The organism is Enterobacter cloacae complex sp. 418I7, assembly GCF_050030705.1.
Lineage (GTDB): Bacteria > Pseudomonadota > Gammaproteobacteria > Enterobacterales > Enterobacteriaceae > Enterobacter > Enterobacter intestinihominis.
In genome coordinates this window covers 3,833,879-3,856,608 of sequence record NZ_JBLGUU010000001.1, presented here as the reverse complement: position 1 = coordinate 3,856,608, position 22,730 = coordinate 3,833,879, and the positions used below count along the sequence as shown (strand labels likewise).

The 22,730-nt window shown below is 55.3% G+C and carries 21 protein-coding genes; 9 read left to right on the top strand and 12 right to left on the bottom strand.

The genetic code is table 11. From position 1 onward, the window contains the following. Positions 1-27: 27 nt before the first annotated feature. Positions 28-1,191: an alcohol dehydrogenase gene (gene yqhD / locus ACQG0S_RS18560; protein WP_032626276.1), complete on the bottom strand. Its 1,164-nt coding sequence runs from the start codon at positions 1,189-1,191 to the stop codon at positions 28-30. A gap of 195 nt (positions 1,192-1,386) precedes the next feature. Here yqhD and ACQG0S_RS18555 point away from each other — a divergent pair, with 195 nt between their 5' ends. Then, positions 1,387-2,286, top strand: a complete 900-nt coding sequence (locus ACQG0S_RS18555) for an AraC family transcriptional regulator (protein ID WP_048966577.1) — start codon at positions 1,387-1,389, stop codon at positions 2,284-2,286. 45 nt (positions 2,287-2,331) lie between these two features. Here ACQG0S_RS18555 and yghB read toward each other — a convergent pair whose 3' ends face one another. After that, complete coding sequence (gene yghB / locus ACQG0S_RS18550; protein ID WP_015571869.1) at positions 2,332-2,991, bottom strand: DedA family general envelope maintenance protein YghB; 660 nt, start codon at positions 2,989-2,991, stop codon at positions 2,332-2,334. A 142-nt stretch (positions 2,992-3,133) separates the two neighbouring features. After that, positions 3,134-4,321: a cystathionine beta-lyase gene (gene metC, locus ACQG0S_RS18545; RefSeq protein ID WP_023306940.1), complete on the bottom strand. Its 1,188-nt coding sequence runs from the start codon at positions 4,319-4,321 to the stop codon at positions 3,134-3,136. 252 nt (positions 4,322-4,573) lie between these two features. Between metC and exbB the strand changes: the two genes are divergently transcribed. Together exbB and exbD are read left to right on the top strand one after the other, a co-directional pair. Further along, a complete protein-coding gene (gene exbB, locus ACQG0S_RS18540; protein WP_023298602.1) occupies positions 4,574-5,305 on the top strand; it encodes a tol-pal system-associated acyl-CoA thioesterase in 732 nt (243 codons plus the stop codon). Between the two features lie 4 nt (positions 5,306-5,309). After that, positions 5,310-5,735, top strand: coding sequence for a TonB system transport protein ExbD (gene exbD, locus ACQG0S_RS18535; RefSeq protein WP_023298601.1), 426 nt, complete (start codon positions 5,310-5,312; stop codon positions 5,733-5,735). 91 nt (positions 5,736-5,826) lie between these two features. Here exbD and ACQG0S_RS18530 read toward each other — a convergent pair whose 3' ends face one another. Together ACQG0S_RS18530 and ACQG0S_RS18525 are read right to left on the bottom strand one after the other, a co-directional pair. Further along, a complete protein-coding gene (locus tag ACQG0S_RS18530) occupies positions 5,827-6,264 on the bottom strand; it encodes a hypothetical protein (RefSeq protein ID WP_023330188.1) in 438 nt (145 codons plus the stop codon). After that, the gene (locus tag ACQG0S_RS18525; protein WP_023298599.1) at positions 6,257-6,661 is read right to left on the bottom strand and encodes a hypothetical protein; all 405 of its coding nucleotides are present in this window, start codon (positions 6,659-6,661) and stop codon (positions 6,257-6,259) included. Before ACQG0S_RS18525 ends, ACQG0S_RS18530 begins: the two co-directional genes overlap by 8 nt. A gap of 102 nt (positions 6,662-6,763) precedes the next feature. Between ACQG0S_RS18525 and ACQG0S_RS18520 the strand changes: the two genes are divergently transcribed. Further along, positions 6,764-7,267, top strand: a complete 504-nt coding sequence (locus ACQG0S_RS18520; RefSeq protein WP_023298598.1) for an ESA_00282 family adhesion-associated protein — start codon at positions 6,764-6,766, stop codon at positions 7,265-7,267. A 43-nt stretch (positions 7,268-7,310) separates the two neighbouring features. Then, a complete protein-coding gene (locus ACQG0S_RS18515) occupies positions 7,311-7,799 on the top strand; it encodes a TIGR00645 family protein (protein WP_006811956.1) in 489 nt (162 codons plus the stop codon). A gap of 81 nt (positions 7,800-7,880) precedes the next feature. Here ACQG0S_RS18515 and ACQG0S_RS18510 read toward each other — a convergent pair whose 3' ends face one another. After that, positions 7,881-8,921 carry an aldo/keto reductase gene (locus ACQG0S_RS18510; RefSeq protein WP_023306937.1) on the bottom strand — a complete coding sequence of 347 codons (1,041 nt, stop codon included), beginning with the start codon at positions 8,919-8,921 and terminating at the stop codon, positions 7,881-7,883. Between the two features lie 82 nt (positions 8,922-9,003). On the opposite strand from ACQG0S_RS18510, the gene yghX reads away from it, so the two are divergent. Both yghX and ACQG0S_RS18500 read left to right on the top strand, forming a co-directional pair. Further along, the gene (gene yghX, locus ACQG0S_RS18505; RefSeq protein WP_048966576.1) at positions 9,004-9,891 is read left to right on the top strand and encodes a YghX family hydrolase; all 888 of its coding nucleotides are present in this window, start codon (positions 9,004-9,006) and stop codon (positions 9,889-9,891) included. 113 nt (positions 9,892-10,004) lie between these two features. Then, positions 10,005-11,552, top strand: a complete 1,548-nt coding sequence (locus ACQG0S_RS18500) for a methyl-accepting chemotaxis protein (RefSeq protein ID WP_022649391.1) — start codon at positions 10,005-10,007, stop codon at positions 11,550-11,552. Positions 11,553-11,554: 2 nt separating this feature from the next. Here ACQG0S_RS18500 and fucR read toward each other — a convergent pair whose 3' ends face one another. Together fucR and yghU are read right to left on the bottom strand one after the other, a co-directional pair. Beyond that, positions 11,555-12,304 carry an L-fucose operon activator gene (fucR, locus tag ACQG0S_RS18495; RefSeq protein WP_038416725.1) on the bottom strand — a complete coding sequence of 250 codons (750 nt, stop codon included), beginning with the start codon at positions 12,302-12,304 and terminating at the stop codon, positions 11,555-11,557. A 76-nt stretch (positions 12,305-12,380) separates the two neighbouring features. Next, positions 12,381-13,247 (bottom strand): glutathione-dependent disulfide-bond oxidoreductase, encoded by an 867-nt coding sequence (gene yghU, locus ACQG0S_RS18490; protein WP_048966575.1) that lies wholly within the window; start codon positions 13,245-13,247, stop codon positions 12,381-12,383. 183 nt (positions 13,248-13,430) lie between these two features. On the opposite strand from yghU, the gene gss reads away from it, so the two are divergent. Next, a complete protein-coding gene (gss, locus tag ACQG0S_RS18485) occupies positions 13,431-15,293 on the top strand; it encodes a bifunctional glutathionylspermidine amidase/synthase (protein ID WP_045308372.1) in 1,863 nt (620 codons plus the stop codon). A gap of 51 nt (positions 15,294-15,344) precedes the next feature. On the opposite strand, the gene pgaD is transcribed toward gss, so the two are convergent. The 4 genes from pgaD to pgaA are packed head-to-tail and all read right to left on the bottom strand — an operon-like array spanning position 15,345 to position 21,484. Then, complete coding sequence (gene pgaD / locus ACQG0S_RS18480; RefSeq protein ID WP_169441308.1) at positions 15,345-15,779, bottom strand: poly-beta-1,6-N-acetyl-D-glucosamine biosynthesis protein PgaD; 435 nt, start codon at positions 15,777-15,779, stop codon at positions 15,345-15,347. Then, positions 15,776-17,107 carry a poly-beta-1,6-N-acetyl-D-glucosamine synthase gene (pgaC, locus tag ACQG0S_RS18475; RefSeq protein WP_022649386.1) on the bottom strand — a complete coding sequence of 444 codons (1,332 nt, stop codon included), beginning with the start codon at positions 17,105-17,107 and terminating at the stop codon, positions 15,776-15,778. Before pgaC ends, pgaD begins: the two co-directional genes overlap by 4 nt. Further along, on the bottom strand, positions 17,100-19,037 hold the full coding sequence (gene pgaB / locus ACQG0S_RS18470) for a poly-beta-1,6-N-acetyl-D-glucosamine N-deacetylase PgaB (RefSeq protein WP_063137643.1): 1,938 nt from the start codon (positions 19,035-19,037) through the stop codon (positions 17,100-17,102). The genes pgaC and pgaB overlap by 8 nt, the downstream gene beginning before the upstream one ends. 8 nt (positions 19,038-19,045) lie before the next feature. Then, the gene (gene pgaA / locus ACQG0S_RS18465; protein ID WP_063137642.1) at positions 19,046-21,484 is read right to left on the bottom strand and encodes a poly-beta-1,6 N-acetyl-D-glucosamine export porin PgaA; all 2,439 of its coding nucleotides are present in this window, start codon (positions 21,482-21,484) and stop codon (positions 19,046-19,048) included. A gap of 668 nt (positions 21,485-22,152) precedes the next feature. On the opposite strand from pgaA, the gene ACQG0S_RS18460 reads away from it, so the two are divergent. Further along, the gene (locus tag ACQG0S_RS18460) at positions 22,153-22,680 is read left to right on the top strand and encodes a helix-turn-helix transcriptional regulator (RefSeq protein ID WP_045308383.1); all 528 of its coding nucleotides are present in this window, start codon (positions 22,153-22,155) and stop codon (positions 22,678-22,680) included. The last annotated feature ends 50 nt before the right edge of the window (positions 22,681-22,730 follow it).

Below are 22,730 nucleotides of genomic sequence, written 5' to 3'. Positions count from 1 at the left end.
AAACGAAAGTCAGGATCCTAAAAACGCTTAGCGTGCCGCTTCGTAAATACGACGGCTGACGTCCAGGGTGATGTCGCCGTGCTCGCCGATCTGCGTCATACCGTGTGCTTCCAGCTTCGCCAGCAGGGCAGGGATGGAGCTGCCGTCCAGGTCGTAGTCAGAGAGACGCGTTGGCACACCCAGGCTTTCAAAGAAGTGACGGGTGGCTTCAATCGCGGCATCGATACGCGCATCGTCGGAACCCTCGGTGATGTTCCAGACGCGTTCGGCGTACTGGAGCAGTTTGGCGCGTTTAGCGTCACGTTTTTCATTCCACAGCGCAGGCAGAACCACCGCCAGCGTCTGGGCGTGATCCAGGCCGTGCATCGCCGTCAGCTCGTGGCCGAGCATATGGGTAGCCCAGTCCTGTGGCACGCCTGCACCGATAAGGCCATTCAGTGCCTGTGTTGCAGCCCACATCACGTTAGCACGCACGTCATAGTTTTCAGGCTCTTTCAGCGCTTTCGGACCTTCTTCAATCAGCGTCAACAGAATGCCTTCCGCGAAACGATCCTGAATTTTGGCGTTCACCGGGTAAGTGACGTACTGCTCAACGGTGTGAACAAAGGCGTCGACCACGCCGTTCGCCACCTGACGCGCAGGCAGGGTATAGGTGTAAACCGGATCGAGGATCGCGAACACGGGCTGAACGTGTTCGTTCATAAAGGCCTGCTTGTCACCGGTGGTTTTACGGGAGATGACCGCGCCTTTGTTGGACTCAGAGCCGGTGGCCGGCAGCGTCAGCACGGAGCCCATCGGGATCGCACTGCTGATGTCGCTGCCGCCCGTTTCCAGAATATGCCACGGGTCGATGCCGTCAGCGTAATGCGCTGCCGCCGCGATGAATTTGGTGCCGTCCAGCACGGAACCGCCGCCCACCGCCAGCAGGAAAGTGATCTGCTCGTCACGGGCGATTTTTACCGCGTTCATCAGCGTTTCATAAGACGGGTTAGGCTCGATACCGCCGAACTCGCGTACGTCCAGCCCTTCCAGAGCGCTGTAAACCTGATCCAGTACGCCGGTTTTTTTCACGCTGCCGCCGCCGTAGGTAATCAGGACGCGGGCGTCCGTCGGGATTTGCGCGCGCAGGTCAGCGATAGCGTCTTTACCAAACAGAATGCGGGTTGGGGTGTGAAGATTAAAGTTGTTCATGGCTTGTTCCCTGTAGTGGGTAAAAAATCGTGGTGGCGCAGAAGGCAACCTGATGCTGCACATTGTGGCGGGCAGGCGCTATCCTCTCAATGCACATTCCTGCCGATGTCTTGCCCATTTCTACAGCGCTCTGGAGAAACGGTAAGAAAATGCGCACACTGTTAGCGTCGGAAACCGTACCCGGAGTAACTGAAAATGAACCGTGATGCCATCTGCCGCCAGCTAACGTCGCAGATTAAAAGACTGATAGAAAACGGAAATGATTCGGCTGAGCTGTTGCCGGATATCCGATTGCTCTACGGTACCCAGCCCGGAACGCGCACCCCGGTGATGTATCAGCCCGGCATCGTGTTTCTCTTTTCTGGCCATAAGATTGGCTATATCAATGAGCGCGTGTTCCGTTACGACACCAATGAATATCTGCTTCTGACAGTACCTTTACCCTTCGAATGTGAAACTTTCGCGACAGAGGAGGTACCGCTGGCCGGGATCCGCGTCAACGTCGACATTCTCCAGTTGCAGGAGTTGCTGATGGAGATTGGGGAGGACGAACTTTTCCGGCCGTCGATGGCGGCAAGCGGTATCAACTCCGCGACCTTATCGGAGGAAATTCTCTGCGCGATTGAACGCCTGTTAGACGTGATGGAAAGGCCTCTGGATGCGCGTATTCTCGGAAAGCAGATTATCCGCGAAATTCTTTACCATGTGCTGCTGGGACCGGGCGGCGGGGCGCTGCTGGCGCTGGTAAGCCGGCAAACGCACTTCAGCCTCATTAGTCGCGTGCTGAAGCGCATCGAGAGCCAGTACACGGAAAACCTCAGCGTTGATCAGCTGGCGGCGGAAGCCAATATGAGCGTCTCGGCGTTTCACCATAACTTTAAATCCGTCACCAGCACGTCGCCGTTGCAGTACCTCAAAACTTACCGTCTGCATAAGGCGCGGATGCTGATGATCCACGATGGCATGAAGGCCAGCGCCGCGGCGATGCGGGTCGGGTATGAAAGCGCGTCGCAGTTTAGTCGGGAGTTTAAGCGTTACTTCGGCGTCACGCCGGGGGAAGATGCGTCACGTATCAGAACCATGCAGGGAGCGTGAGGGGAAACGGAGGCCGGGTGAGCGGTAGCGCCACCCGGCTTTTATTTATGCGCTGCAATACTTTTTCTTGATCACCACCGCAATGGTACCCACCAGCCCTGCAACCAGCAGGAAAATCGGCAGGATCATCAGGAAGGTCATCACCTGGTCTTCATGGCGCTTAACAAAGGGGATCATATTCAGCGCGTAGCCGAGCGTGGTAACCACGCCCACCCAGAGCAGGGCGCTCAGCCAGTTGAAGAACTGGAAGCGGCGGTTAGAGAGGCCTGAAATACCCGCCATGGTAGGCAACAGGGTGCGAACGAACGCCAGAAAACGCCCGGCAAGCAACGCCAGCAGGCCGTGACGGTCAAACATGCAGGTCGCGCGCTGATGATATTTATGCGGCAGCTGCGCCAGCCAGCCTTTCACCACGCGGGTGTTTCCAAGCCAGCGCCCTTGCAGGTAGCTCAGCCAACAGCCGAGACTGGCCGCAGAGGTGAGGATCACCATTGTTGGTGCGAAGTCCATCACGCCCTTGCCGATTAACGCCCCTGCGAGCAGGAGCAGGCTGTCACCGGGTAAAAATGAGGCTGGCAGTAATCCATTTTCCAGAAACAGCGTCGCGAACATCACGAAATAGACAATCCCGACGACATGTGGGTCCGCCAGCGCGGCAAAATCGTGTTGCCAGAGCGCCGTGATGATATTTTGAATAACAGCCATGGACTTTCCTGTGGAACAGCAGATATAACGCTATTGTACTCCCAATTTTGCCTGTCGGGGTTGATCGCAGGCGCATCTCATACAGACTTTTCTGCTTGCGGTGTTCAGAATAGCGTCCAGGGAGTACATGTCAGCCAGCACTTTACACGATGCGCTCAAATCCTGCCGATAAATCCGCAATTAAATCGTCCACATTTTCCAGCCCGATATGCAGGCGGATTAAGGTCCCCTCGAAGTCCACCTCGCCGCCCGGGCGCAGGGCCGCAATCTGCTCCGGCTGATTGGGCAGGATCAACGATTCAAACCCACCCCATGAATAGGCCATGCTGAAGAGGGTAAAGTTATCCAGATAGCTTGCCAGCTCGGCGTCATTCAGGCGCTTCTTAAGAACAAATGAGAACAACCCGCTGCTGCCCGTAAAGTCACGTTGCCAGTATTCGTGGCCCTTGCTGCCCGGCAGCGCCGGATGGTTAACGCGCTCCACCTGCGGATGCAGCGCCAGCCACTGAGCAATTTGCAGGCTGCTTTCGTGATGCTGACGCAGACGCACGCCGAGCGTACGGATGCCCCGGCTGGTCATGTAGGCGGTATCGGCATCCACCATCTGGCCCATCAGGTAGGCGTTTTCACGCAATTGCTCCCAGCAGCGGGCATTAGATACCGCCGTACCGATCATGCCGTCTGAGTGGCCAATCAGGTATTTGGTCGCCGCCTGAATGGAGATATCGATGTCAAATTCCAGGGCTTTAAACAGCACACCTGCCGCCCAGGTGTTGTCGATCATGATGATCGCTTCCGGCGCTATGCTGCGCACCGCCTTCACGATGGCCGGGACGTCATGCACTTCCATAGTGATGGAGCCGGGAGATTCCAGGAACACAACGCGCGTGTTGGGCTGAATAAGCCCGGCAATACCGGCCCCAATCAGCGGATCGAACCAGCTGGTGGTGACGCCGAGCTTGCTGAGTATTTTGGTGCAGAAGTCCTGGCTTGGCTCGTAGGCGGTATTGGTCATCAGGATGTGGTCACCCTGTTCAACAAACGCCAGAATGGTATTGGCGACCGCCGCCGCACCGCACGGGAACAGCGCGCAGCCCGCGCCGCCCTCCAGTTCACACATGGCTTCCTGCAACGAGAAATGGGTTAACGTGCCACGGCGACCGTAAAACAGCCCGCCCTTCGCGCGATTACGCGTGGCGATTTTTTTATCTTCGACGGTATCAAACACCAGCGAGGAGGCACGCTGGATCACGCTGTTGACCGAGCCCTGGGTGTATTTTTTACTGCGTCCTGCCTGCACCAGCGTGGTCTCAAGCTGCTTTTTAGTCATGTTCGCTAACCCTATTTTTTATACGTCTGGACGTCCAGACTACCACGATTGTCACAATGTGCATCCGGATGCTTATCGAATAAGCAGAAAATATTATCAAATATTCGCATAAGAAATTTTTACTGCGTAAGCGCAAGGAAAGTGAGCGAAAATTACGGCACTATGTAAATACTAATGAGAACTACTATCAATTCGACGACGTTTTGATATTATTACGTTCAGATTGTGTGATTTGCGTCCTGGAGATACAGAGTGGGTAATAATTTGATGCAGACGGATCTCTCCGTTTGGGGCATGTATCAACATGCTGACATCGTCGTTAAGGTTGTGATGATCGGCCTGATTCTGGCGTCCGTGATCACCTGGGCTATCTTCTTCAGCAAGAGCGCCGAACTTCTTTCACAAAAACGCCGCCTCAAGCGTGAGCAGAAGCAGCTGGCGGAAGCCCGCTCTCTGGATCAGGCTTCTGATATCACCTCATCCTTCCATGCAAAAAGCCTGACTACCCTGTTAGTGAACGAAGCGCAGAACGAGCTGGAACTCTCCGCAGGCAGTGAAGATAACGAAGGCATTAAAGAGCGTACCGGCTTCCGTCTGGAGCGTCGCGTTGCGGCCGTGGGTCGTCATATGGGCCGCGGTAACGGCTACCTGGCGACTATCGGCGCTATCTCCCCGTTCGTCGGCCTGTTCGGTACCGTCTGGGGCATCATGAACAGCTTTATCGGTATCGCCCAGACGCAGACCACTAACCTTGCGGTCGTCGCGCCGGGTATCGCAGAAGCGCTGCTGGCAACGGCTATCGGTCTGGTTGCCGCTATCCCTGCGGTAGTTATCTATAACATCTTCGCGCGCATGATTGGCAGTTACAAAGCCACACTGGGTGACGTTGCCGCGCAGGTTCTGCTGCTGCAAAGCCGCGATCTGGACCTGAACGCCAGCGCCGTTAAACCGGTGCATGCGGCGTCCAAACTGCGCGTAGGTTGATTGTATGGCAATGCGTCTTAATGAAAATCTGGACGATAACGGTGAAATGCATGAGATCAACGTGACGCCGTTTATCGACGTCATGCTGGTTCTGCTGATTATCTTTATGGTTGCCGCGCCGCTGGCGACGGTGGACGTGAAGGTGAATCTGCCAGCGTCCTCCAGCCAGCCGCAGCCGCGTCCGGAAAAGCCTGTCTACCTGTCCGTGAAGGCCGATAAGTCCATGTTCCTGGGCAACGATCCGGTGACGGATGCCTCGGTTATTCCGGCGCTGGACCAGCTGACCGGCGGCAAGAAAGACACCACCGTCTTCTTCCGCGCGGATAAAACCGTCGATTATGAAACGATGATGAAGGTAATGGACACGCTGCATCAGGCGGGATACCTGAAGATTGGCCTGGTCGGCGAAGAGAAAGCGGCCGCGAAGTAAAACGAAGGCGAAGCCGCCTTCCGTGCCGGGTGGCGGCTTCGCCTTACCCGGCCTACAATCTCAGGCTAGCGCCGCCGGGCGAACCACGTTGTCAGCAGTTAGAAGATGTTGTTGACGCCTCTTCATCGAGCGCCACGCAGGTGACGTTTGATGTGCGATAGTTGCCCTCCGAGAGTTTTCGGGTCAGGCGCAGGGTGGCTGTCTCGCGTGCCAGCAGGTACTGATAGTTCGTCTCCAGTCGCCCAAGGATCTTCTCTTTAAGCTCAGGGCGCTGCTCAATAATAGCGTTCATCACCGCGCCGTAAATCTCCTCTTTGGCCTGCAAGGCATAAATTTCCCGACGGTTCTGCCATTTCAGGCGCACCAGCGTGGCCGGAATCGAAACCAAGTCCTGCGTTATTCGCGTCATCTCGTCATTTTTTATCTTTTTCAGGGCGTCGAGATTCTGCTTTAAGATAAATTCATCGCTTTTCTTATCATCTAAAGTCAAATAAACGTTATTACCGCTATCATCATTCACGTTAATCATCCCCCAGGTTATAAAAAATGGGATTGTTTTTTTCACGCGTAATTAAGTTAAGCCAAATTTCATTGCCAGCTTCATTTATTTGCTGTGTTTTCTCGGCCATTATTTGACTTAGAGCCTGGGCATCTATTTCCCCTTCGGCCTGTAAATCATTTAGCAGATGAACTAAGGCTTCAATCTTGATGGCACGAAATAACCGTTCTTTTAAATGGCGATCGTGCTCTTCCAGCACCATATTACGGGATTTGCCGGTGCGTGAAACACCAATTAATATATCGGCTTCATAGTCGGAGAGTTTTCTTTTTCCTTGAGTGAAATTCGCCTCTTTATCTGCTTCCGTCGAAGGCTGTTCCACAGGCGTAATGTGGTACTTTGCCGGGACAAGATTGTCGGGCAGCATTTTAATTTCCTTTAATTTCAAAAGGGTGGGGTTGGAAAAAGGGTGAGATTCGTTGACAATATCATGAGGCAATTTTAAAATCAAAAAAAATGGAGCCTACCCATGAACAGCATTTTCTTCACGGTCGTAACGTTACTATTACTGACCGCTGGCGTGCTTTTATTGATGCAAGAGTTCAATAAAACGAAAGTGTCAAATGACGCCAGTGAACCACCGCAGCCTGAATTGATGTCCAAAGAGGAGGGGGAAGATCATTTCTCCGTCTTGATGAACGCCGTGACGCCAGTCTGGTACTGGCGGGTGAATCACGAATATATCGATTTTCTCCATGCGACAATTAAGCGAATGAAAATGGCCGAAATTAATGATACGCCCGGCCTGTTCGACGCGCAGCGCCGCTGTAGCGACCTTAATTCGGCGGTCTATAAATATTACGACAATATCAAAAAGCGCTGTCTGAATGGCGAGAAGGTGTCGTATTCCGATTTAGACGTATTAAATCTGCGCCAGTGTTTTCGCGAGTTTAGCCTGGAAGCCTACCCGGAACTGGTCGCACTGGTCTGGCCGGAGTATGCGCGTCCGGATGTGGATCCCAACGAGGTATAGTTGAGATATACTGAGCGCTGGTTTCGTTTGCAGACAGGATTTTATGGAACGCTTCTTTGAAAACGCAATGTATGCCTCTCGCTGGCTGCTCGCACCCGTCTATTTTGGTCTCTCTCTGGCGCTGGTCGCCCTGACGATCAAGTTCTTCCAGGAGATATTCCACGTCCTGCCAAACATTTTCTCCGTGGCAGAAGCCGATTTGATTCTGGTTCTGCTGTCGCTGGTGGATATGACGCTGGTAGGAGGATTACTGGTGATGGTGATGTTCTCGGGTTATGAGAATTTCGTCTCTCAGCTTGATATCGCCGAGCACAAAGAAAAGCTCAACTGGCTGGGGAAAATGGACGCCTCATCGCTGAAAAATAAAGTCGCGGCGTCGATTGTGGCGATTTCGTCTATTCACCTGTTACGTGTCTTTATGGATGCTAAAAACGTCCCGGATAATAAGCTGATGTGGTATGTGATTATCCACCTGACGTTTGTACTGTCGGCGTTTGTAATGGGGTATCTGGATAAGATCAGTAAGAAATAATTTTACAGCGCCCCTCACCCTAACCCTCTCCCCTCTGGGGAGAGGGTTAGGGTGAGGGGCGAAAGCATCGGACCGCACTATTTATTTATCCGACGACGCCTGCCACAAATTCAGCTCACCATCCGCCACGTGCTGGTCAATCCGCGTCAGTTCATCTTCGGTAAAGCACAGGTTATTCAGCGCCTGAACGTTCTCTTCCAGTTGCTCCGGGCGGCTCGCGCCAATCAGCACTGACGTTACACGTGTATCTTTCAACAGCCAGCTTAGCGCCATCTGCGCCATCGTCTGCCCGCGCGCATGCGCCATCTCGTTCAGCAGACGAAGGCTGCTCAGGTTGGCTTCCGTCAGCATTTTCTCCGTCAGGCCGCGCACTTTTTTCCCTTCGCGCTGCATACGTGAACCGTCCGGAATACCGTTCAGGTATTTTCCGGTCAGCAGGCCCTGCGCCAGCGGGGTAAAGGCGATACAGCCCGTTCCGTTTTTCTCCAGCGCGTCCAGCAGACCAGTCTTGTCGACCCAGCGGTTAAGCAGGTTGTAAGACGGCTGGTGGATCAAAAGCGGGATCTTCCACTCGCGCAGCAATTCGGCCATCGCCGTCGTGCGTTCCGTGGAGTAGGACGAAATGCCGACGTACAGCGCTTTTCCGCTCTGCACCGCGTGTGCCAACGCGGCGGCGGTCTCTTCCATCGGCGTGTTTTCGTCTACGCGGTGAGAATAGAAAATATCCACATACTCCACGCCCATGCGTTTCAGGCTCTGATCGAGGCTGGCGAGCAGATACTTACGTGAACCGCCCGAACCATACGGTCCTGGCCACATGTCGTAGCCCGCTTTGGTGGAGATGATCAGCTCGTCGCGATACCCGGCAAAATCTTCTCGCAGCAGGCGGCCAAAATTTTCTTCAGCGCTGCCTGGAGGGGGGCCGTAGTTGTTTGCAAGGTCAAAATGGGTAATGCCGAGATCGAAGGCCTTACGCAGCAGCGCGCGCTGGGAATCGAGCGCCTGAACGTGGCCAAAGCTGTGCCACAGACCCAGCGACAGCGCCGGTAAGCGCAGGCCGCTTTTGCCGCAGTATCGGTACTGCATGTTTTCGTATCGGCCGGTGTAAGGGTGCCAGGACATGATGTCTCCTTTCTTATCGGTGAATTTTCGAAACAGCGTTTTTATTCTAAGCTTATCAAATCATAAATCATGGAGATAAGCGATGACGCGCCTGACTGCCAAAGATTTTCCGCAAGAGCTGCTTGATTACTATGACTATTACGCCCACGGTAAAATCAGCAAACGCGAATTTCTGAATCTCGCGGCGCGCTATGCCGCAGGCGGCGTAACGGCGCTGATGCTGTTTAATATGCTTAAACCCAACTACGCCCTCGCGGAGCAGGTTAAATTCACCGATCCCGATATTCGTCCGGAATACATCACTTATCCCTCGCCCAATGGTCACGGCGAAGTGCGCGGTTACCTGGTGAAGCCGGCCAAAGCCACCGCGAAAACGCCCGCGGTAGTGGTCGTGCATGAGAACCGGGGGCTTAATCCGTATATTGAAGACGTGGCACGACGCGTGGCGAAAGCGGGGTATATCGCGCTGGCTCCCGACGGCCTGAGCTCGGTGGGGGGATACCCCGGCAACGACGACGAAGGAAAGGTTTTGCAGCAGAAGGTCGACCCGACAAGGCTGATGAACGACTTTTTTGCCGCCATAGAGTTTATGAAAAATCATCCGGAAGCCACCGGTAAGGTGGGGATTACCGGTTTTTGCTACGGCGGCGGCGTATCGAATGCCGCCGCCGTAGCATATCCGGAACTCGACTGCGCGGTGCCCTTCTATGGTCGTCAGCCGCGGGTGGAGGATGTGCCAAAAATTAGCGCGCCGCTCCTGCTTCATTATGCCGAGCTGGACAAAAATATTAACGAGGGCTGGCCTGCCTATGAAGCCGCGCTGAAATCAAATAATAAGGTTTATGAAGCGTATATCTACCCCGGCGTAAACCATGGATTTCACAACGATTCTACCCCACGCTATGACCAGCCCGCAGCCGAGCTGGCCTGGTCGAGAACGTTAAGCTGGTTTAAAAAATATCTGGAATGATAAGCCCTGCTTAAATAAATCATCACAAAGGGTTATCTTTTCCCCTGTCCCTGCCGATAACGAGGGTAGTACTCGCCCCTGGGCGAATTCACCCTCACGGCAAGGAATACTCAATGAAGATGCTTCGTAATTTCACCATCCGTTTCGTCATGCTGACGGTACTGGGGATCTTTTGTGTCATGTGGGCAGGCGTGGGGCTTTACAGCACCTGGTCTCTGTCTCGTGTTTCTGATGGTAATGACGTTGACCGCCAGCTGGTCAGGCAAATGACGGTGCTGAGCCAGGGCAACGATCAGTATTTCCGTTTCGTCACCCGCCTGAGCCGGGCGATGGAAGCTAAAGCAGCGGGCGGCACGCCGGACCTGGCTCCTGCTCAGCAGGCGCTGGATAACATGAGTAAAAAGCTGGCAGAGATGAAGGCTATCTCCCCGGGCCCGATGGATGAAAAGGTCTCTGCGCAGGTGATTTCCACCTGGCAGGCGCTGCTCGATCGGGGCGTTACGCCTCAGATGGTGCAGGCAAAGCAGGCGACGCTCGAAGGCTATCGTCAGCATGCCAACAACGTTACGCCGCCGCTAAGCCGCGCGTTTGGCGCCGCGGTTGAGAACTTTAACAATTCTGCGGTGAAGGCGCTCGACAGTACGCGCGTTGTGGTCGACAGCCTGACCAGCATGACCCGGACGGTGATTATCACCGCCACGATCGTGGGTCTGCTGATCCTGCTGTTCACCGACCGCTACCTGGTGGCGCTGCTGGTAAAACCGCTGGAGCGTATCCGTCAGCAGTTCCGCCAGATTGCGCAGGGCGATCTCAGCCAGCCGATTGAGCCCATTGGCCGCAACTGCGTGGGGCAACTGGTTCCGCTGCTGAGCGCCATGCAGGACAGCCTGCGGGAGGCGGTCAGCACGATTCGTTCCGGCAGCGAGAATATCTGGCGCGGGGCAACGGAGATCTCCAGCGGGAATAACGATCTCTCTTCGCGTACCGAAGAGCAGGCCGCTGCGCTGGAAGAGACCGCGGCCAGCATGGAACAGCTTACCGCAACGGTGAAGCTGAACGCCGAAAGCGCGCGCCAGGCCAGCCAGCTTGCGGATGTCGCCTCCAGTACTGCCAGCCGCGGCGGGTCGCTGGTAGACGATGTGGTCACGACCATGAGCGGCATTTCGGACAGCTCGAAGAAAATTGCTGAAATCACTACCGTTATCAACAGCATCGCCTTCCAGACCAATATTCTGGCGCTGAACGCCGCGGTGGAAGCGGCTCGGGCCGGGGAGCAGGGGCGCGGTTTTGCGGTCGTGGCGGGTGAGGTGCGTAATCTGGCCAGCCGCAGCGCGAATGCGGCAAAAGAGATCGAAGGGCTGATTGCGGATTCCGTTGCCCGCGTGGAGCAGGGGGCGCAGCTGGTGAACGATACCGGCACGACGATGGAAGCTATCCTGCGCGACGTGACGGAGGTGACCGTCATTATGAAGCAGATCGCCACCGCGTCAGAGGAGCAGAGCAAAGGTATTTCTCAGGTCGGCGTAGCCATCACGCAGATGGACGGCGTGACCCAGCAGAATGCCTCGCTGGTGGAGCAGGTTTCCGCCGCTGCGGCCGCACTGGAACGGCAGACCGAAGAACTCCAGCGCTCAGTGCAGAAGTTCCGTCTCTCCGCGTAACATCATCGCGTCAGGCCGTCTCTGGCGGCCTGACATTTATCGCTCTGAATAATCTGTGTCACCTGCGACAGCTGACCGATTTTCACTTCGCTTGCCCGCATAAATTTACTTTTGTCGATCAGCAGCAGCGACTGGCTGGCCCGGTTTAACAGCAGCGCCTTAAAGCCCGCGTTGTGCTCGGACGGATCCCAAAGGATGCCATGCTCATCAACCCCTTCACACGAGAAGATAAACAGATCGATCTCCAGTCCTTTAAGCTGCGTCACCAGCGCCGGATTAACATAGCAGCGATACTTACGCTCAAGCGTTCCGCCGGAGCAGATAAGCGTGATCCGCTCGCGCTTCGCCATCTCGTGGCAGACAGGCAGGCTATTGGTAAACACGGTGAGTTCGATATCCGGAAGCTGGCGCGCCAGATGAAAGCAGGTCGAGCTGGCGTCGAGGGCGATGGTCATCCCTTCGCTGATCCAGCCCAGCGCGTGTCGGGCAATATCGGCTTTGTCGGCATAATGGCTTTTCAGGCGTGCGCCAAAGGGTTCACCGCTGTCGCGGCTGTCCGGGTGAATCAGACGCGCACGCCCGTGCTGGCGCAGAAGTTTCCCCTGCTGCTGTAACGACTTCAGATCCCGGCGGATCGTCTCTTTGCTGACGGAGAGCTTTTCAGCCAGGGCATCGGTGGTCAGCCAGTCGCTTTTACTCAGCAGGGTGATGATGCTCTGCTGTCGGGTCGCTTTTAGCGTCTGGTCTGACATTCGAGGATCCTTGCTCACGCGTGCTGACTCATTTTTCTCATCGCAGAAGAGGGGCGGCGAACCGCCCGGTCATGGGTCAATCCTGACGTTTATCTTCCGTCTGGGTATCGAAGTCGCTCGCTGAATGGCGCTCATGCAGCTGCTCGTTCAGCTCGCCGTTGGTGCGGTTAACAATGCGCCCGCGTTTAACGGCCGGGCGATTCGCCACATCTTTTGCCCAGCGCTGCACGTTGGTGTACTTCCCGGCGTCGAGGAATTCGGCGGCGTTGTAGACGCTGCCCAGCGCCACGCAGCCAAACCATGGCCAGACTGCCATATCCGCAATGGTATATTCCTCACCCGCTACATAACGACCACGCCCCAGCTGCTTGTCCAGCACGTCGAACAGGCGTTTAGCTTCCATGGTGAAGCGATCGATAGCGTACTCAATCTTCACCGGCGCGTAGTTATAGAAGTGGCCAAAACCGCCGCCGAGGAACGGGGCCGCGCCCTGTAACCAGAACAGCCAGTTCAGGGTTTCCGTACGTCCAGCCGGATCTTTTGGCAGGAAGTGATTAAATTTCTCGGCCAGATAGAGCAGGATATTGCCGGATTCAAAGACGCGCGTCGGCGGGGTGGTGGAGTGGTCACGCAGTGCCGGGATCTTCGAGTTCGGGTTCACGTCGACAAAACCGCTGGAGAACTGATCGCCCTCACCGATGCGGATTAACCATGCGTCGTATTCCGCGCCCGTCACGCCCAGCGCCAGCAGCTCTTCCAGCATGATGGTAACTTTCTGTCCATTCGGCGTACCGAGAGAGTACAGCTGGAGCGGGTGCTCGCCCACGGGCAGCTCTTTCTCGTGCGTAGCGCCCGAGACGGGACGGTTGATATTGGCGAACGCGCCGCCGTTATTCTGTTTCCATTCCCACACTTTCGGTGGCTGATAGGTGTTATTTGACATGTTGGCCTGCCTTTTTGGTGTTGTGTTGAGGCAGTGTAGCAGGAGATAGGGGAACCGTTTAACGATGCGAGCGTAATGGGCAGGGCGAGTGTATGATAACGCCACCTCTGTCAGTTAATTACAACGTGCAGACAACGACAACCCCACAAAAAAATTGCCGCCTGCCTGTTTTAGGTTGGACACATGCGTAAAGGAACGTTAAGCAGTGACGCACCCTTCGGGACGTTATTAGGTTATGCGCCGGGTGGCGTGGCGATTTACTCTTCAAATTACGGCAGTCTCGATCCGCGGCACTACCCGGAAGACGCGGAATTCCGCAGCTATATCGGTAACGAATACATGGGCCATAAATGGCAGTGCGTTGAGTTTGCGCGCCGTTTCCTGTTTCTCAACCACGGGTTTGTCTTTACCGATGTCGGGATGGCGTGGGAGATCTTCTCCCTGCGTTTTTTACGACAGGTGGTGAATGACAACATCCTGCCGCTACAGGCCTTTGCTAATGGCTCAAAACGCGCGCCGCAGGCCGGTGCGCTGCTCATCTGGCAAAAGGGCGGTGAGTTTCAAGAGACCGGCCACGTCGCCGTCATCACCCAGTTGCTGGACGACAGAGTGCGCATTGCCGAGCAGAACGTTATTCACTCTCCGCTGCCGATGGGGCAGCAGTGGACGCGCGAGCTGCGTCTGAGCGTTGAGAACGGTTGCTATACGCTTCATGATACGTTCAGCGATACCGAGATCCTCGGCTGGATGATCCAGACGGAGGAGACGGAACACAGTATTCCTCAGCCGGAGATCGACGGTGAGCTGCTGAAAATCAGCGGCGCGCGGTTGAAGAACAACCGTCAGTTCGACGGAAAATGGCTCAATGAAAACGACGCCCTGCAACAGGCGTACGTTCGCGCGAACGGCCACGTTATTAACAACGATCCCTGCCAGTACTTCACCATTACCGAAAGTGCCGAGCAGGAGCTGATCAAAGCCACCAACGAACTGCACCTGATGTACCTTCATGCCACCGACAAGGTGCTGAAAGACGACAGCTTACTCGCGCTTTTCGACATCCCGAAAATTCTCTGGCCGCGTCTGCGCCTCTCGTGGCAGTGGCGTCGTCACCATATGATCACCGGTCGTATGGATTTCTGCATGGATGAGCGCGGCATTAAGGTTTACGAGTACAACGCGGATTCCGCCTCCTGCCATACCGAGGGCGGGCTGATTCTTGAAGAGTGGGTGAAAAACGGCTATCGCGGCACCGGCCACAATCCGGCGGAAGGCTTGCTGGAGGAGCTGACCGGCGCCTGGAAGCACAGCCACGCGCGGCCGTTCGTCCATATCATGCAGGACAACGATATCGAAGAGGATTACCACGCGCTCTTTATTCAGCGCTCGCTGATCCAGGCCGGGTTTGAAACCAAAATCCTGCATGGACTGGGCGCGCTGAGCTGGGATGCTGCCGGGCAACTGATTGATGATGAAGGCCGTCACGTCAACTGCGTATGGAAAACCTGGGCGTGGGAAACGGCGATCGAGCAGATCCGCGAGGTGAGCGAAACCGAGTACGCCGCCGTGCCCATCCGTACCGGTCACCCGCAAGGTGAAGTGCGCCTGATTGACGTCCTGCTGCGCCCGGAAGTGCTGGTCTTTGAACCGCTGTGGACGGTGATCCCAGGTAACAAGGCGATCCTGCCGGTGCTGTGGCAGCTGTTCCCGAACCACCGTTACCTGCTGGATACCGATTTTGAGGTGAATGCGCTGCTGAAACGGACAGGCTATGCCGTTAAACCGATAGCCGGACGCTGCGGGAGCAATATCGATCTGATCGGCGCCCAGGATCAACTGCTGGACCAGTCCAGCGGCAAGTTTGTTGACCGCAAAAATATCTACCAGCAGCTATGGTGCCTTCCAAAGGTTGACGGCAGATACATACAGGTCTGCACCTTTACCGTGGGCGGAAACTATGGCGGAACCTGTCTGCGTGGGGATGACTCGCTGGTGGTGAAGAAAGAGAGCGATATTGAACCGCTGATTGTGGTGAAGGATAACTAATTATACCCGCGACAAAAAAGCCCCCGCCGGATAACCTGCAGGGGCTTTTTCTTACTCTTCTTCCTCTTCCTGCTGCTCGCTGATCTTCAGATCAATGATGCGGCCGATCTGGTCATGATAGACCGTCAGCAGGTTGTACTGGCTCATCTCGGACATAATTTGCGGCGTGACGTTAAAACTTTGGGCAAGCTCGTCATGGCGCAACATTTGCGGATAACGCCGCCTCACATGCGCGCGGCGGCGATTGTACTGATACCACAGGATCAGCAGCCAGCCGTTGAACGCGGCAATCAGCAGATAGACCAGCACTGTATTAAAAGAGGCGATAATCACGCTCCAGCGGTGATCGCTCTCCTCGGTTAACTGCATCCACAGCCTGGCATACAGGAAAAACAGGAATCCTCCCCAGGCTATCAGCGTTAATGCGGCATCGAAAAGACGCGGTGCCAGCCGATGTTCAGTCAAAATTAACGTATTCTCGTTCATTGAATGCTCCCTTTTCCCCGGTCCGGACTGATCCAGCGCGCGCGGGCGCGTTTACGTTTAAGCATGACTTTCGGAAATGCCACGAGGGTGGTAAACAGGCCAATCATCCAGTACACCATCGGGAACCAAATCACCCAGAACAGCGAGCCTGCCACTTTCCGCTCGTAGCGCCGCTCGATATACAAACTGACGAGGAATTGCAGCAGGCACATCACCCCCAGCAGCAGCCCGGTAAACGCCGGGGGAAACAGACTCGCAACGGCCAGGTTCGCGGGAAGAGGGATAATATGGCTAAGAATGAACAACACCACGGTCGCTCCATAGGCAAACGCCCACAGCGTTGATAGCGCGTACTCGAGAAACAGGGGCCACATCCGATGATGTTCCCAGCGGGCCATTTTGCGCAGGTTAACCAGAAACACCTCTGCACCGCCCTGAGCCCAGCGCAGACGCTGTTTCCACAGCCCCTTGAGCGTCTCCGGCATCAGGATCCAGCACAGCGCCCGCGGCTCGAAAAAGATATCCCAGTGGCGCAGCTGAAGCTTCCAGCTTATGTCAATGTCCTCTGTGATCATATCCGGGCTCCAGTACCCGACATCCGCCAGCGCCTGTCGGCGAAAGGCGGCGATGACGCCGGAGACCGTGAAGACCCGGCCATAGATCCGCTGCGTTCGCTTGATAAGACCAATAATGGAAGAAAACTCGCCCACCTGAATACGACCAATCAGCGTTGAGCGCGTGCGAATACGCGGATTTCCGGTGACGGCCCCAACGTGGGGATACTGAATCAGCGGTGCCACCAGATACGCGGCCGTATCGCGATCGAGCAGGGCGTCGCCGTCAATGCAGACCAGCAGATCGCCCCGGGCCGCCGCCGCACCAGCCTTGAGCGCCACGGCTTTCCCCTGATTCTCCGCGAGATTAATCACCCGCAGGCGCGGCTGCTCCTGCGCCAGTTGATGCAGCACCTGCGCGGTATTGTCCGAAGAGCCGTCGTTGATGGCGATAACCTCAACATTCCAGTACCGCTGACCCAGCGCGGCGCTAATGGTCTCCCGTGCGTTGCGTTCCTCATTAAAGCAGGGAATAAGAATCGAGATTAACGGTTCACCGGCTAAGGCGGGCGCGGGTGTTGCGTTATCCCACGACCAGTGCCGTTCAAGCTGAAACCAGAAATAGAGGCCGCCGGTTACCCAGAGCACGGACATAAACAGCGGCCAGAAAAAGACAAAGTCCAGAATCAGTTCGCCGGTAAACAACGCGGCTACGCCTAACGGCAACCCGAATACCAGACACAAAATAGAGAAGGCGATAATGCGATCAGTCATTGTCAGGATACCAGTACGAAGAAAATTCAGGCCTGATACGCGAAATATCAGGTTGGTTGTTGAGGAAGTCGTCGGGGTAATAACCGTAATTTTTGATGCCGTTCAGCTGGAGCACCTGCATCCACTCCACCAGACGTTCATCGGCTACGGCACGCTGCGGTTTCTGCGCCCAGTCCCTGGCCTGTAGCTCAAAAATCGTTTTATTCAGCGCGCCGGGGCGTGCGGCGACGGCGTTGACTAAACGCGTCAGCCAGGCATTGCTCTCTTCTGCCGGGACGGACTCCATCAGTGGCATTGCCATCGGCACCGTCCAGTCGTAGGCCGACAGAAAATCATCCAGATTTTGCGCAAACCACGCTTCGCTTTCGGGCTGCAGAATGGGGAGGGCGAACATATTGCGCGCGGTCTTGATCTGCGGGCCACGGATGTCCTTCACCGTCTGGCTCAGGGCCTGGGTAAACCCGATAAGCTGCTGGCTTTTCTGGCGCGTCGTCTCCTGCCCGGCATCGTCAACGTCCGTCAGCACCGCGTCGTCATGGAACAAGATCCCGTTGAAGCTGGCATAGCGGGCCAGATCTTCATAGATCTCCGTCACTTGTTGGCGAACCTGTGGACTCCAGGGGGAGAGCCGGATATAGGGCTCGGCGGCCACGGTCAACTCTCCCGTTTGACGATCCCGGCGCTGCACGCGCGGCAGGGCTGGACTGAGATCGAAAGAGAGGACCGGCATCCACGCAAAGACTTTCACTCCCGCGCGGGTTTGTAGCTGCCAGGCGACAAAATTAAAGAGATCGGCCCGGACCGGAAGCCGGCGGTTGGGGAAATAGAGCGCGCCGATCCTGCCGTCGCCCCGCGGATCCGAAAACGCCTGGAGAAACACATGGCTGATTTTCATGTCATAGACCCGCTGGACGAGTTTGTTGATGTTTTTCGTCTGCTGGGCCGGATCGGGATCGTAGACATAATCGAGATCAACATGCATGACGCGCACCGGGTCAAACTCCTGAACGCGGCTAACCGTGTTGGCAAAGGTTTTTATCGACGGATTTCCGGCAATCAGCAGGCGCGGGATGTTGCCGAGGTCGCGCACGTTTGCCAGCCCGTCCTCCAGGGTAAAGGCCAGCTGATAGCCCTGTTTCTGGGCGATAGCGAGCGATGTACCGTTGGCAGCCCCATAGGGCCACACCCAGGCACGCGGCGCTTTTCCCGTCACCTGGGTGATTTTTTCGGTGACTTTCCGTACGTCTGCGGCGATCCGCTGGTTGAAGTGTTCATCGGTTTCGTAATGCCCCGTCGCGTTATCGAAAAAACGGTTGGCGATAGCGGGTTCACGGCTTCCCTGCGGGTTGGCCGGGATGCCGTAATGCGAGGCCCAGGTATGCGAGCCGATTTCAACCAGCGGGGAGCGGCTGAGCTCGCGCACCATGTCCCATGTCGCGAACCGATCGCGGGGCGTCATCAGACCGCCGAAGTTAACTTTTTGATTTGCCGGCGTATCCACCCAACTGCCCACCGGCGCCCACAGCGCAGGAACGTTCCAGGCCTGAAGCAGGGGCCAGACCCGGGTGTAAAAACTGCTGTAGCCGTCGTCGAAGCTGAGCAAAACGGCTTTCGGCGGCAGCGCTTTTTTTCCTTCATGCGCATCCACAATGTCCTGCACGCTGATGGCGTGATAGCCGTTGTGCAAAAGCCAGCTTATCTGCTCGTTTAACGCGCTGGTGCGAACGGAGAGGTAGCGCTGATCGGCAGCATCATCTTCGACGTCGTGGTAGGCCAGGACCAGAAACTGATTCTCCGGCCAGGGTTTGCTGGCCTCCAGCTGCGGCCTCTCTTCAGGAGCCATAAAGGAGAGCGGCTGCGCGCAGAGACTCGCGCTGAGGCAGAGCCAGCCGATGACGATCAGGCTTACAGAAAAACGTGTATTCAGCATATTCATCCTTAAAAGCGTAAAGTCGCATCTAACGTGACGGAGAGATTGCTCTCGCGTTTGCCGTCGTAAGGGCGTTTATCCCAGTTCAGCATCACGCCAGTATCGACAACGTTGTTCCACTGAATGCGTTGCCCGTAACCCAGCAGGGTAATGGCGCCAGGCGACTGATTTTTCTGCCAGTAGCTGCCGCCGCCTGCCACGAACTGCTGGCTCCAGAGGGTGTCGTAGTGGCGGTACATCTCATGGTCAACGGACAGGGCTGCCGTCACGGACAGATCCCGTGCCGGGTTGTAATAGAGCGTATTCCGCAGGCTGTTTTTACTGGCGGCGATCCCCGGTTCGAGATCCAGCGTCAGGGTCGGGGTCTGCCAGAGACGCTCTTTCCCAGAGAGGGTGTATTCCTGACGGCGGTTGTGGTCTGAGAAGCGGCTGACGGCGGCGTTGAACTGGTATTCACGTCGCTCGTTTTGATACCAGCGCACCCCACCTTCACCCCGGTTGGCGCTGATCCCATTGCGTAATGCCCGTAAGGGTGTCGCGCGTGATGAGCGCTCGAGGCTACCGCTGACCTGCCAGTTATCACTCAGGCTGTAGGTTGTTGAGAGCCGTGCGCCCGGCCTGTTTGTGCCGTGATAGCGGTTGCTGGAGAGCTCGGCTTCGAGCGTGAGGTCACGTGGGCGCCACTCAACGCCGCCCAACAGGTGGCGGCTGATGCCTTTACCTTCGTCGAAATTCCCCTGTGCATAGCGGGCGCCAGCAAATAGCCGCCAGTTATCCGCCACGGGTGGGCCATAGAGCGTGGCGTCCCAGCTCATGTCGTGGCTACCGCTGACGGGGTTATCTGAGTGCAATCCTTTACCCGCGTTCAGACGCAGCTCTGACATATGGTGGACCGCTTTGAGCCTGTCCAGGCGACGGGCGCTGCGATCGGCGGGGGCGCGAGCAATTACGTCATCAGCCAGTAAATCCATCTGGCGCCACTCCTGAAGGTCCATTGCGACGTAAGCCTGCTGTTTTTCAAGCTCCAGATTCGTGGGTTCGAGCGCCTCTGCTCGTTTAAGCTTTTGCTCGGCCGCGCGCGGCAGGCCCCTGGCCTGAAGCAGGGCGGCATAATCAATCTGTAATCCCTGATTTCCCGGCGCCGTTGACGCCAGACGATACGACAGCTTTTCGGCTTCCGGCAGGGCGTTGGTCGCCAGCAAATAGTTAAGTTTGAGTGACTGTCCGGTGAGCCACCGATCGTTCGGCTGAGCGGTCGGGGATCCGAAATCGTAGCGGGTCCAGGGAACGCTGCGGGTCTCGCGCTCAACGTAGCGGCGGGCGGCCTGATACTGCCCCGTATCCAGCCAGGCATAGAAAAGCGCATGCTCCTCATCCTGCGGATCGGAGGCGTAGTGTGGATAGCGTTGTACAAGCGAGAAGGCGGCGACGGTGTTTTTCTCCTGCAAATATGCAGAGATCACCCAGCCGATGGCCCAGTCCGGCACCGGATGCTGTGCGGTCGTCAGCGCCTCATATTCGCTAATAACCTGCCGGTAATCACCCTGCGCATACAGCGCGCCAAGCCGATCGATACGGGCAAGGATGATGTCTTCAGCCGCCTGCGGTTCGTTTTGCCAGCGGGAAAGCAGGACGTGATAGCGATCTAATGCGTTTTGTGCCAGCCGCAGCCGCTCTTTCTCCGTTCTGCCAGGCACATCCGCCAGGCGTACCTTTTCAGCCGCGGCGTTACGCTCAAGGCGGCGACGCTCCGCGGGGGACATCGCTGCGCTTTGCGACAGCCAGAGTGCGGGTGTGCTTACCCGGTTATCCGTTAATGCATCGATCGTCTCGCGAAGAAGGGCGTTATTCCCTGGTGCGGCGTTCAGCGCGCGCATGTCCGCCAGCAGCCGGTCCCCGTTTTTTCCCTGGCGCATCCAGACATAGGAGAGCGTCTCAAGGTGCGCGGGAGAAGGATCGTCCTTAACCAGCTGCCGGGCTTCCGAAAGCGCGAGGCGATCTCTGCGGGCATCGGCCAGGGTCTTAACATAGCCGATGCGGTAATCGTCGTTATCCGGCGCAAGGCTGAGCGCCTCTTTCCACAGCGATAAGGCGGATGGCCAGGCTTTTTGGTTTCTTCTGGACTGGGCGACAGCAGCGATGGCGCGAGCGGGAAGCGGCATATAAATACCATAACGCTGCCAGACTCGAATAACCTCATCATCGCGTCCTGCCCAGGAGGCTACCTGTAACCAGTCCGCAACCTGTCCAGGTGTTAAAGCATGCTGTTGCTCATAGCGCTGTAGGTAATCAAGAAACAGAGCATAATTACCGTTACGTGCCTGTTGTATCTGATGCTCATAAACGGATTCATCAGCCTGAACCAGAACAGGAAAGAGTAAAAGCAGGAGCAATAATATTGTGGTGCGATAAAAGAATAACGTAGTGAAGCTAAGCGATCTTTCCATATCTATTTGCCATTTGTTTATCGTGAATCCATTGCATAACACGGCCGCCTTTTAACTCTGCGTTAAAGGGCATAAAGGAGAACATTAAATCTGAATGATGCTACGTTATGGGGTACTTACTTAAAGGTAATTATGCGCCCTCATCTCAGTGGTCTGATTGGGCTTAATGTACACCCGATGTGTTGGGGGATAAATAAGTTGAAAAGCGGCTGGGAGGTTTTGAGATAATTCTGGAAGAAGTAAGTTTTTTAGATAATTCAGTGCAGGATTGTTCTTTTTAAATGATTGATATTAAATGTTTTTTCTTTTGCTGTTTACAGTTTTTTTATATTTGAAATGAAGTTCTTCTGAGTTAATTAAAGTACTTTCCGGTGCATGTTTGGGAAGTTTCATGACAAAAATTCTTAATGTTCAGAGAAGTGACTTTTCTGAAATTCTTTTTTATTTATAATTAACGCCAGGCATTGAGTGATAGTCTACAAAAAGTCTAGCTCACCAATGTCATATTGAGGGATGATCAAAGCCAGAAAACATTTGCCGTTAATGTAAAGCGCTATAAACGAAAGCGTCCTTGTTTCTTAAGAGGCGGGCTTGCTTTAATCTAAAAGGGATGATTAGTGGCGACTTCAATAGTGTTAGTGACTCAGGATTGTTTCCTTGTCAGGGGGATGCGGCTATTTTTCCCGGATATAATTTGCCTCTGTTCGATAGACAGAAACATATTTGATACCGACGCAAATGAATATACTGTACTGATTGATAGCCGTACGCCGCTCCGTTTATATGATTACCTGATACGCCATCCGGCCAGAACGAGAAAAACCATCTGCTGCGTTATGCTGGATATGCGCCCTCGAGAGGAGGATCTGCACAGTATGAAGCTGTTTATGAACACGTCGCTTACGCCTCCGGATATGGCGTCGTTATTCAATCTGGTGCTTGATATGAAAGGCTGGCGTCTGACAACCAAATGGCTGCTTAACTTACGGCTGAGTAGACATGAAGCGATAATGCTCCGGTTGCTGAAGGCAGGGAGGTCAATGGAAGAGATTGCAGATAAGCTGAATATGTCGGTTAAAAGCCTCTATCGCAAGCGAACGGCGCTATCGGAGCGGTTAGGGGCAGGGAACTTCAACGAGGCGTGTTTGTTTATCTTCAAAAACAAACTGCTGGACGCGGCTGGGAACGATCCCTAGCTTCGTCAGAAGCCAAAAGCACAAACCCGCCACGAGGGCGGGTTCTTTTA

What these genes read in the sequence shown, in the direction of transcription:
- yqhD (WP_032626276.1), bottom strand. Translation starts at nt 1,191, where the DNA reads ATGAACAACTTTAATCTTCACACCCCAACCCGCATTCTGTTTGGTAAA.
- ACQG0S_RS18555 (WP_048966577.1), top strand. Translation starts at nt 1,387, where the DNA reads ATGAACCGTGATGCCATCTGCCGCCAGCTAACGTCGCAGATTAAAAGA.
- yghB (WP_015571869.1), bottom strand. Translation starts at nt 2,991, where the DNA reads ATGGCTGTTATTCAAAATATCATCACGGCGCTCTGGCAACACGATTTT.
- metC (WP_023306940.1), bottom strand. Translation starts at nt 4,321, where the DNA reads ATGACTAAAAAGCAGCTTGAGACCACGCTGGTGCAGGCAGGACGCAGT.
- exbD (WP_023298601.1), top strand. Translation starts at nt 5,310, where the DNA reads ATGGCAATGCGTCTTAATGAAAATCTGGACGATAACGGTGAAATGCAT.
- ACQG0S_RS18530 (WP_023330188.1), bottom strand. Translation starts at nt 6,264, where the DNA reads ATGATTAACGTGAATGATGATAGCGGTAATAACGTTTATTTGACTTTA.
- ACQG0S_RS18525 (WP_023298599.1), bottom strand. Translation starts at nt 6,661, where the DNA reads ATGCTGCCCGACAATCTTGTCCCGGCAAAGTACCACATTACGCCTGTG.
- ACQG0S_RS18520 (WP_023298598.1), top strand. Translation starts at nt 6,764, where the DNA reads ATGAACAGCATTTTCTTCACGGTCGTAACGTTACTATTACTGACCGCT.
- ACQG0S_RS18515 (WP_006811956.1), top strand. Translation starts at nt 7,311, where the DNA reads ATGGAACGCTTCTTTGAAAACGCAATGTATGCCTCTCGCTGGCTGCTC.
- ACQG0S_RS18510 (WP_023306937.1), bottom strand. Translation starts at nt 8,921, where the DNA reads ATGTCCTGGCACCCTTACACCGGCCGATACGAAAACATGCAGTACCGA.
- yghX (WP_048966576.1), top strand. Translation starts at nt 9,004, where the DNA reads ATGACGCGCCTGACTGCCAAAGATTTTCCGCAAGAGCTGCTTGATTAC.
- ACQG0S_RS18500 (WP_022649391.1), top strand. Translation starts at nt 10,005, where the DNA reads ATGAAGATGCTTCGTAATTTCACCATCCGTTTCGTCATGCTGACGGTA.
- fucR (WP_038416725.1), bottom strand. Translation starts at nt 12,304, where the DNA reads ATGTCAGACCAGACGCTAAAAGCGACCCGACAGCAGAGCATCATCACC.
- yghU (WP_048966575.1), bottom strand. Translation starts at nt 13,247, where the DNA reads ATGTCAAATAACACCTATCAGCCACCGAAAGTGTGGGAATGGAAACAG.
- gss (WP_045308372.1), top strand. Translation starts at nt 13,431, where the DNA reads ATGCGTAAAGGAACGTTAAGCAGTGACGCACCCTTCGGGACGTTATTA.
- pgaD (WP_169441308.1), bottom strand. Translation starts at nt 15,779, where the DNA reads ATGAACGAGAATACGTTAATTTTGACTGAACATCGGCTGGCACCGCGT.
- pgaC (WP_022649386.1), bottom strand. Translation starts at nt 17,107, where the DNA reads ATGACTGATCGCATTATCGCCTTCTCTATTTTGTGTCTGGTATTCGGG.
- pgaB (WP_063137643.1), bottom strand. Translation starts at nt 19,037, where the DNA reads ATGCTGAATACACGTTTTTCTGTAAGCCTGATCGTCATCGGCTGGCTC.
- pgaA (WP_063137642.1), bottom strand. Translation starts at nt 21,484, where the DNA reads ATGGAAAGATCGCTTAGCTTCACTACGTTATTCTTTTATCGCACCACA.
- ACQG0S_RS18460 (WP_045308383.1), top strand. Translation starts at nt 22,153, where the DNA reads ATGCGGCTATTTTTCCCGGATATAATTTGCCTCTGTTCGATAGACAGA.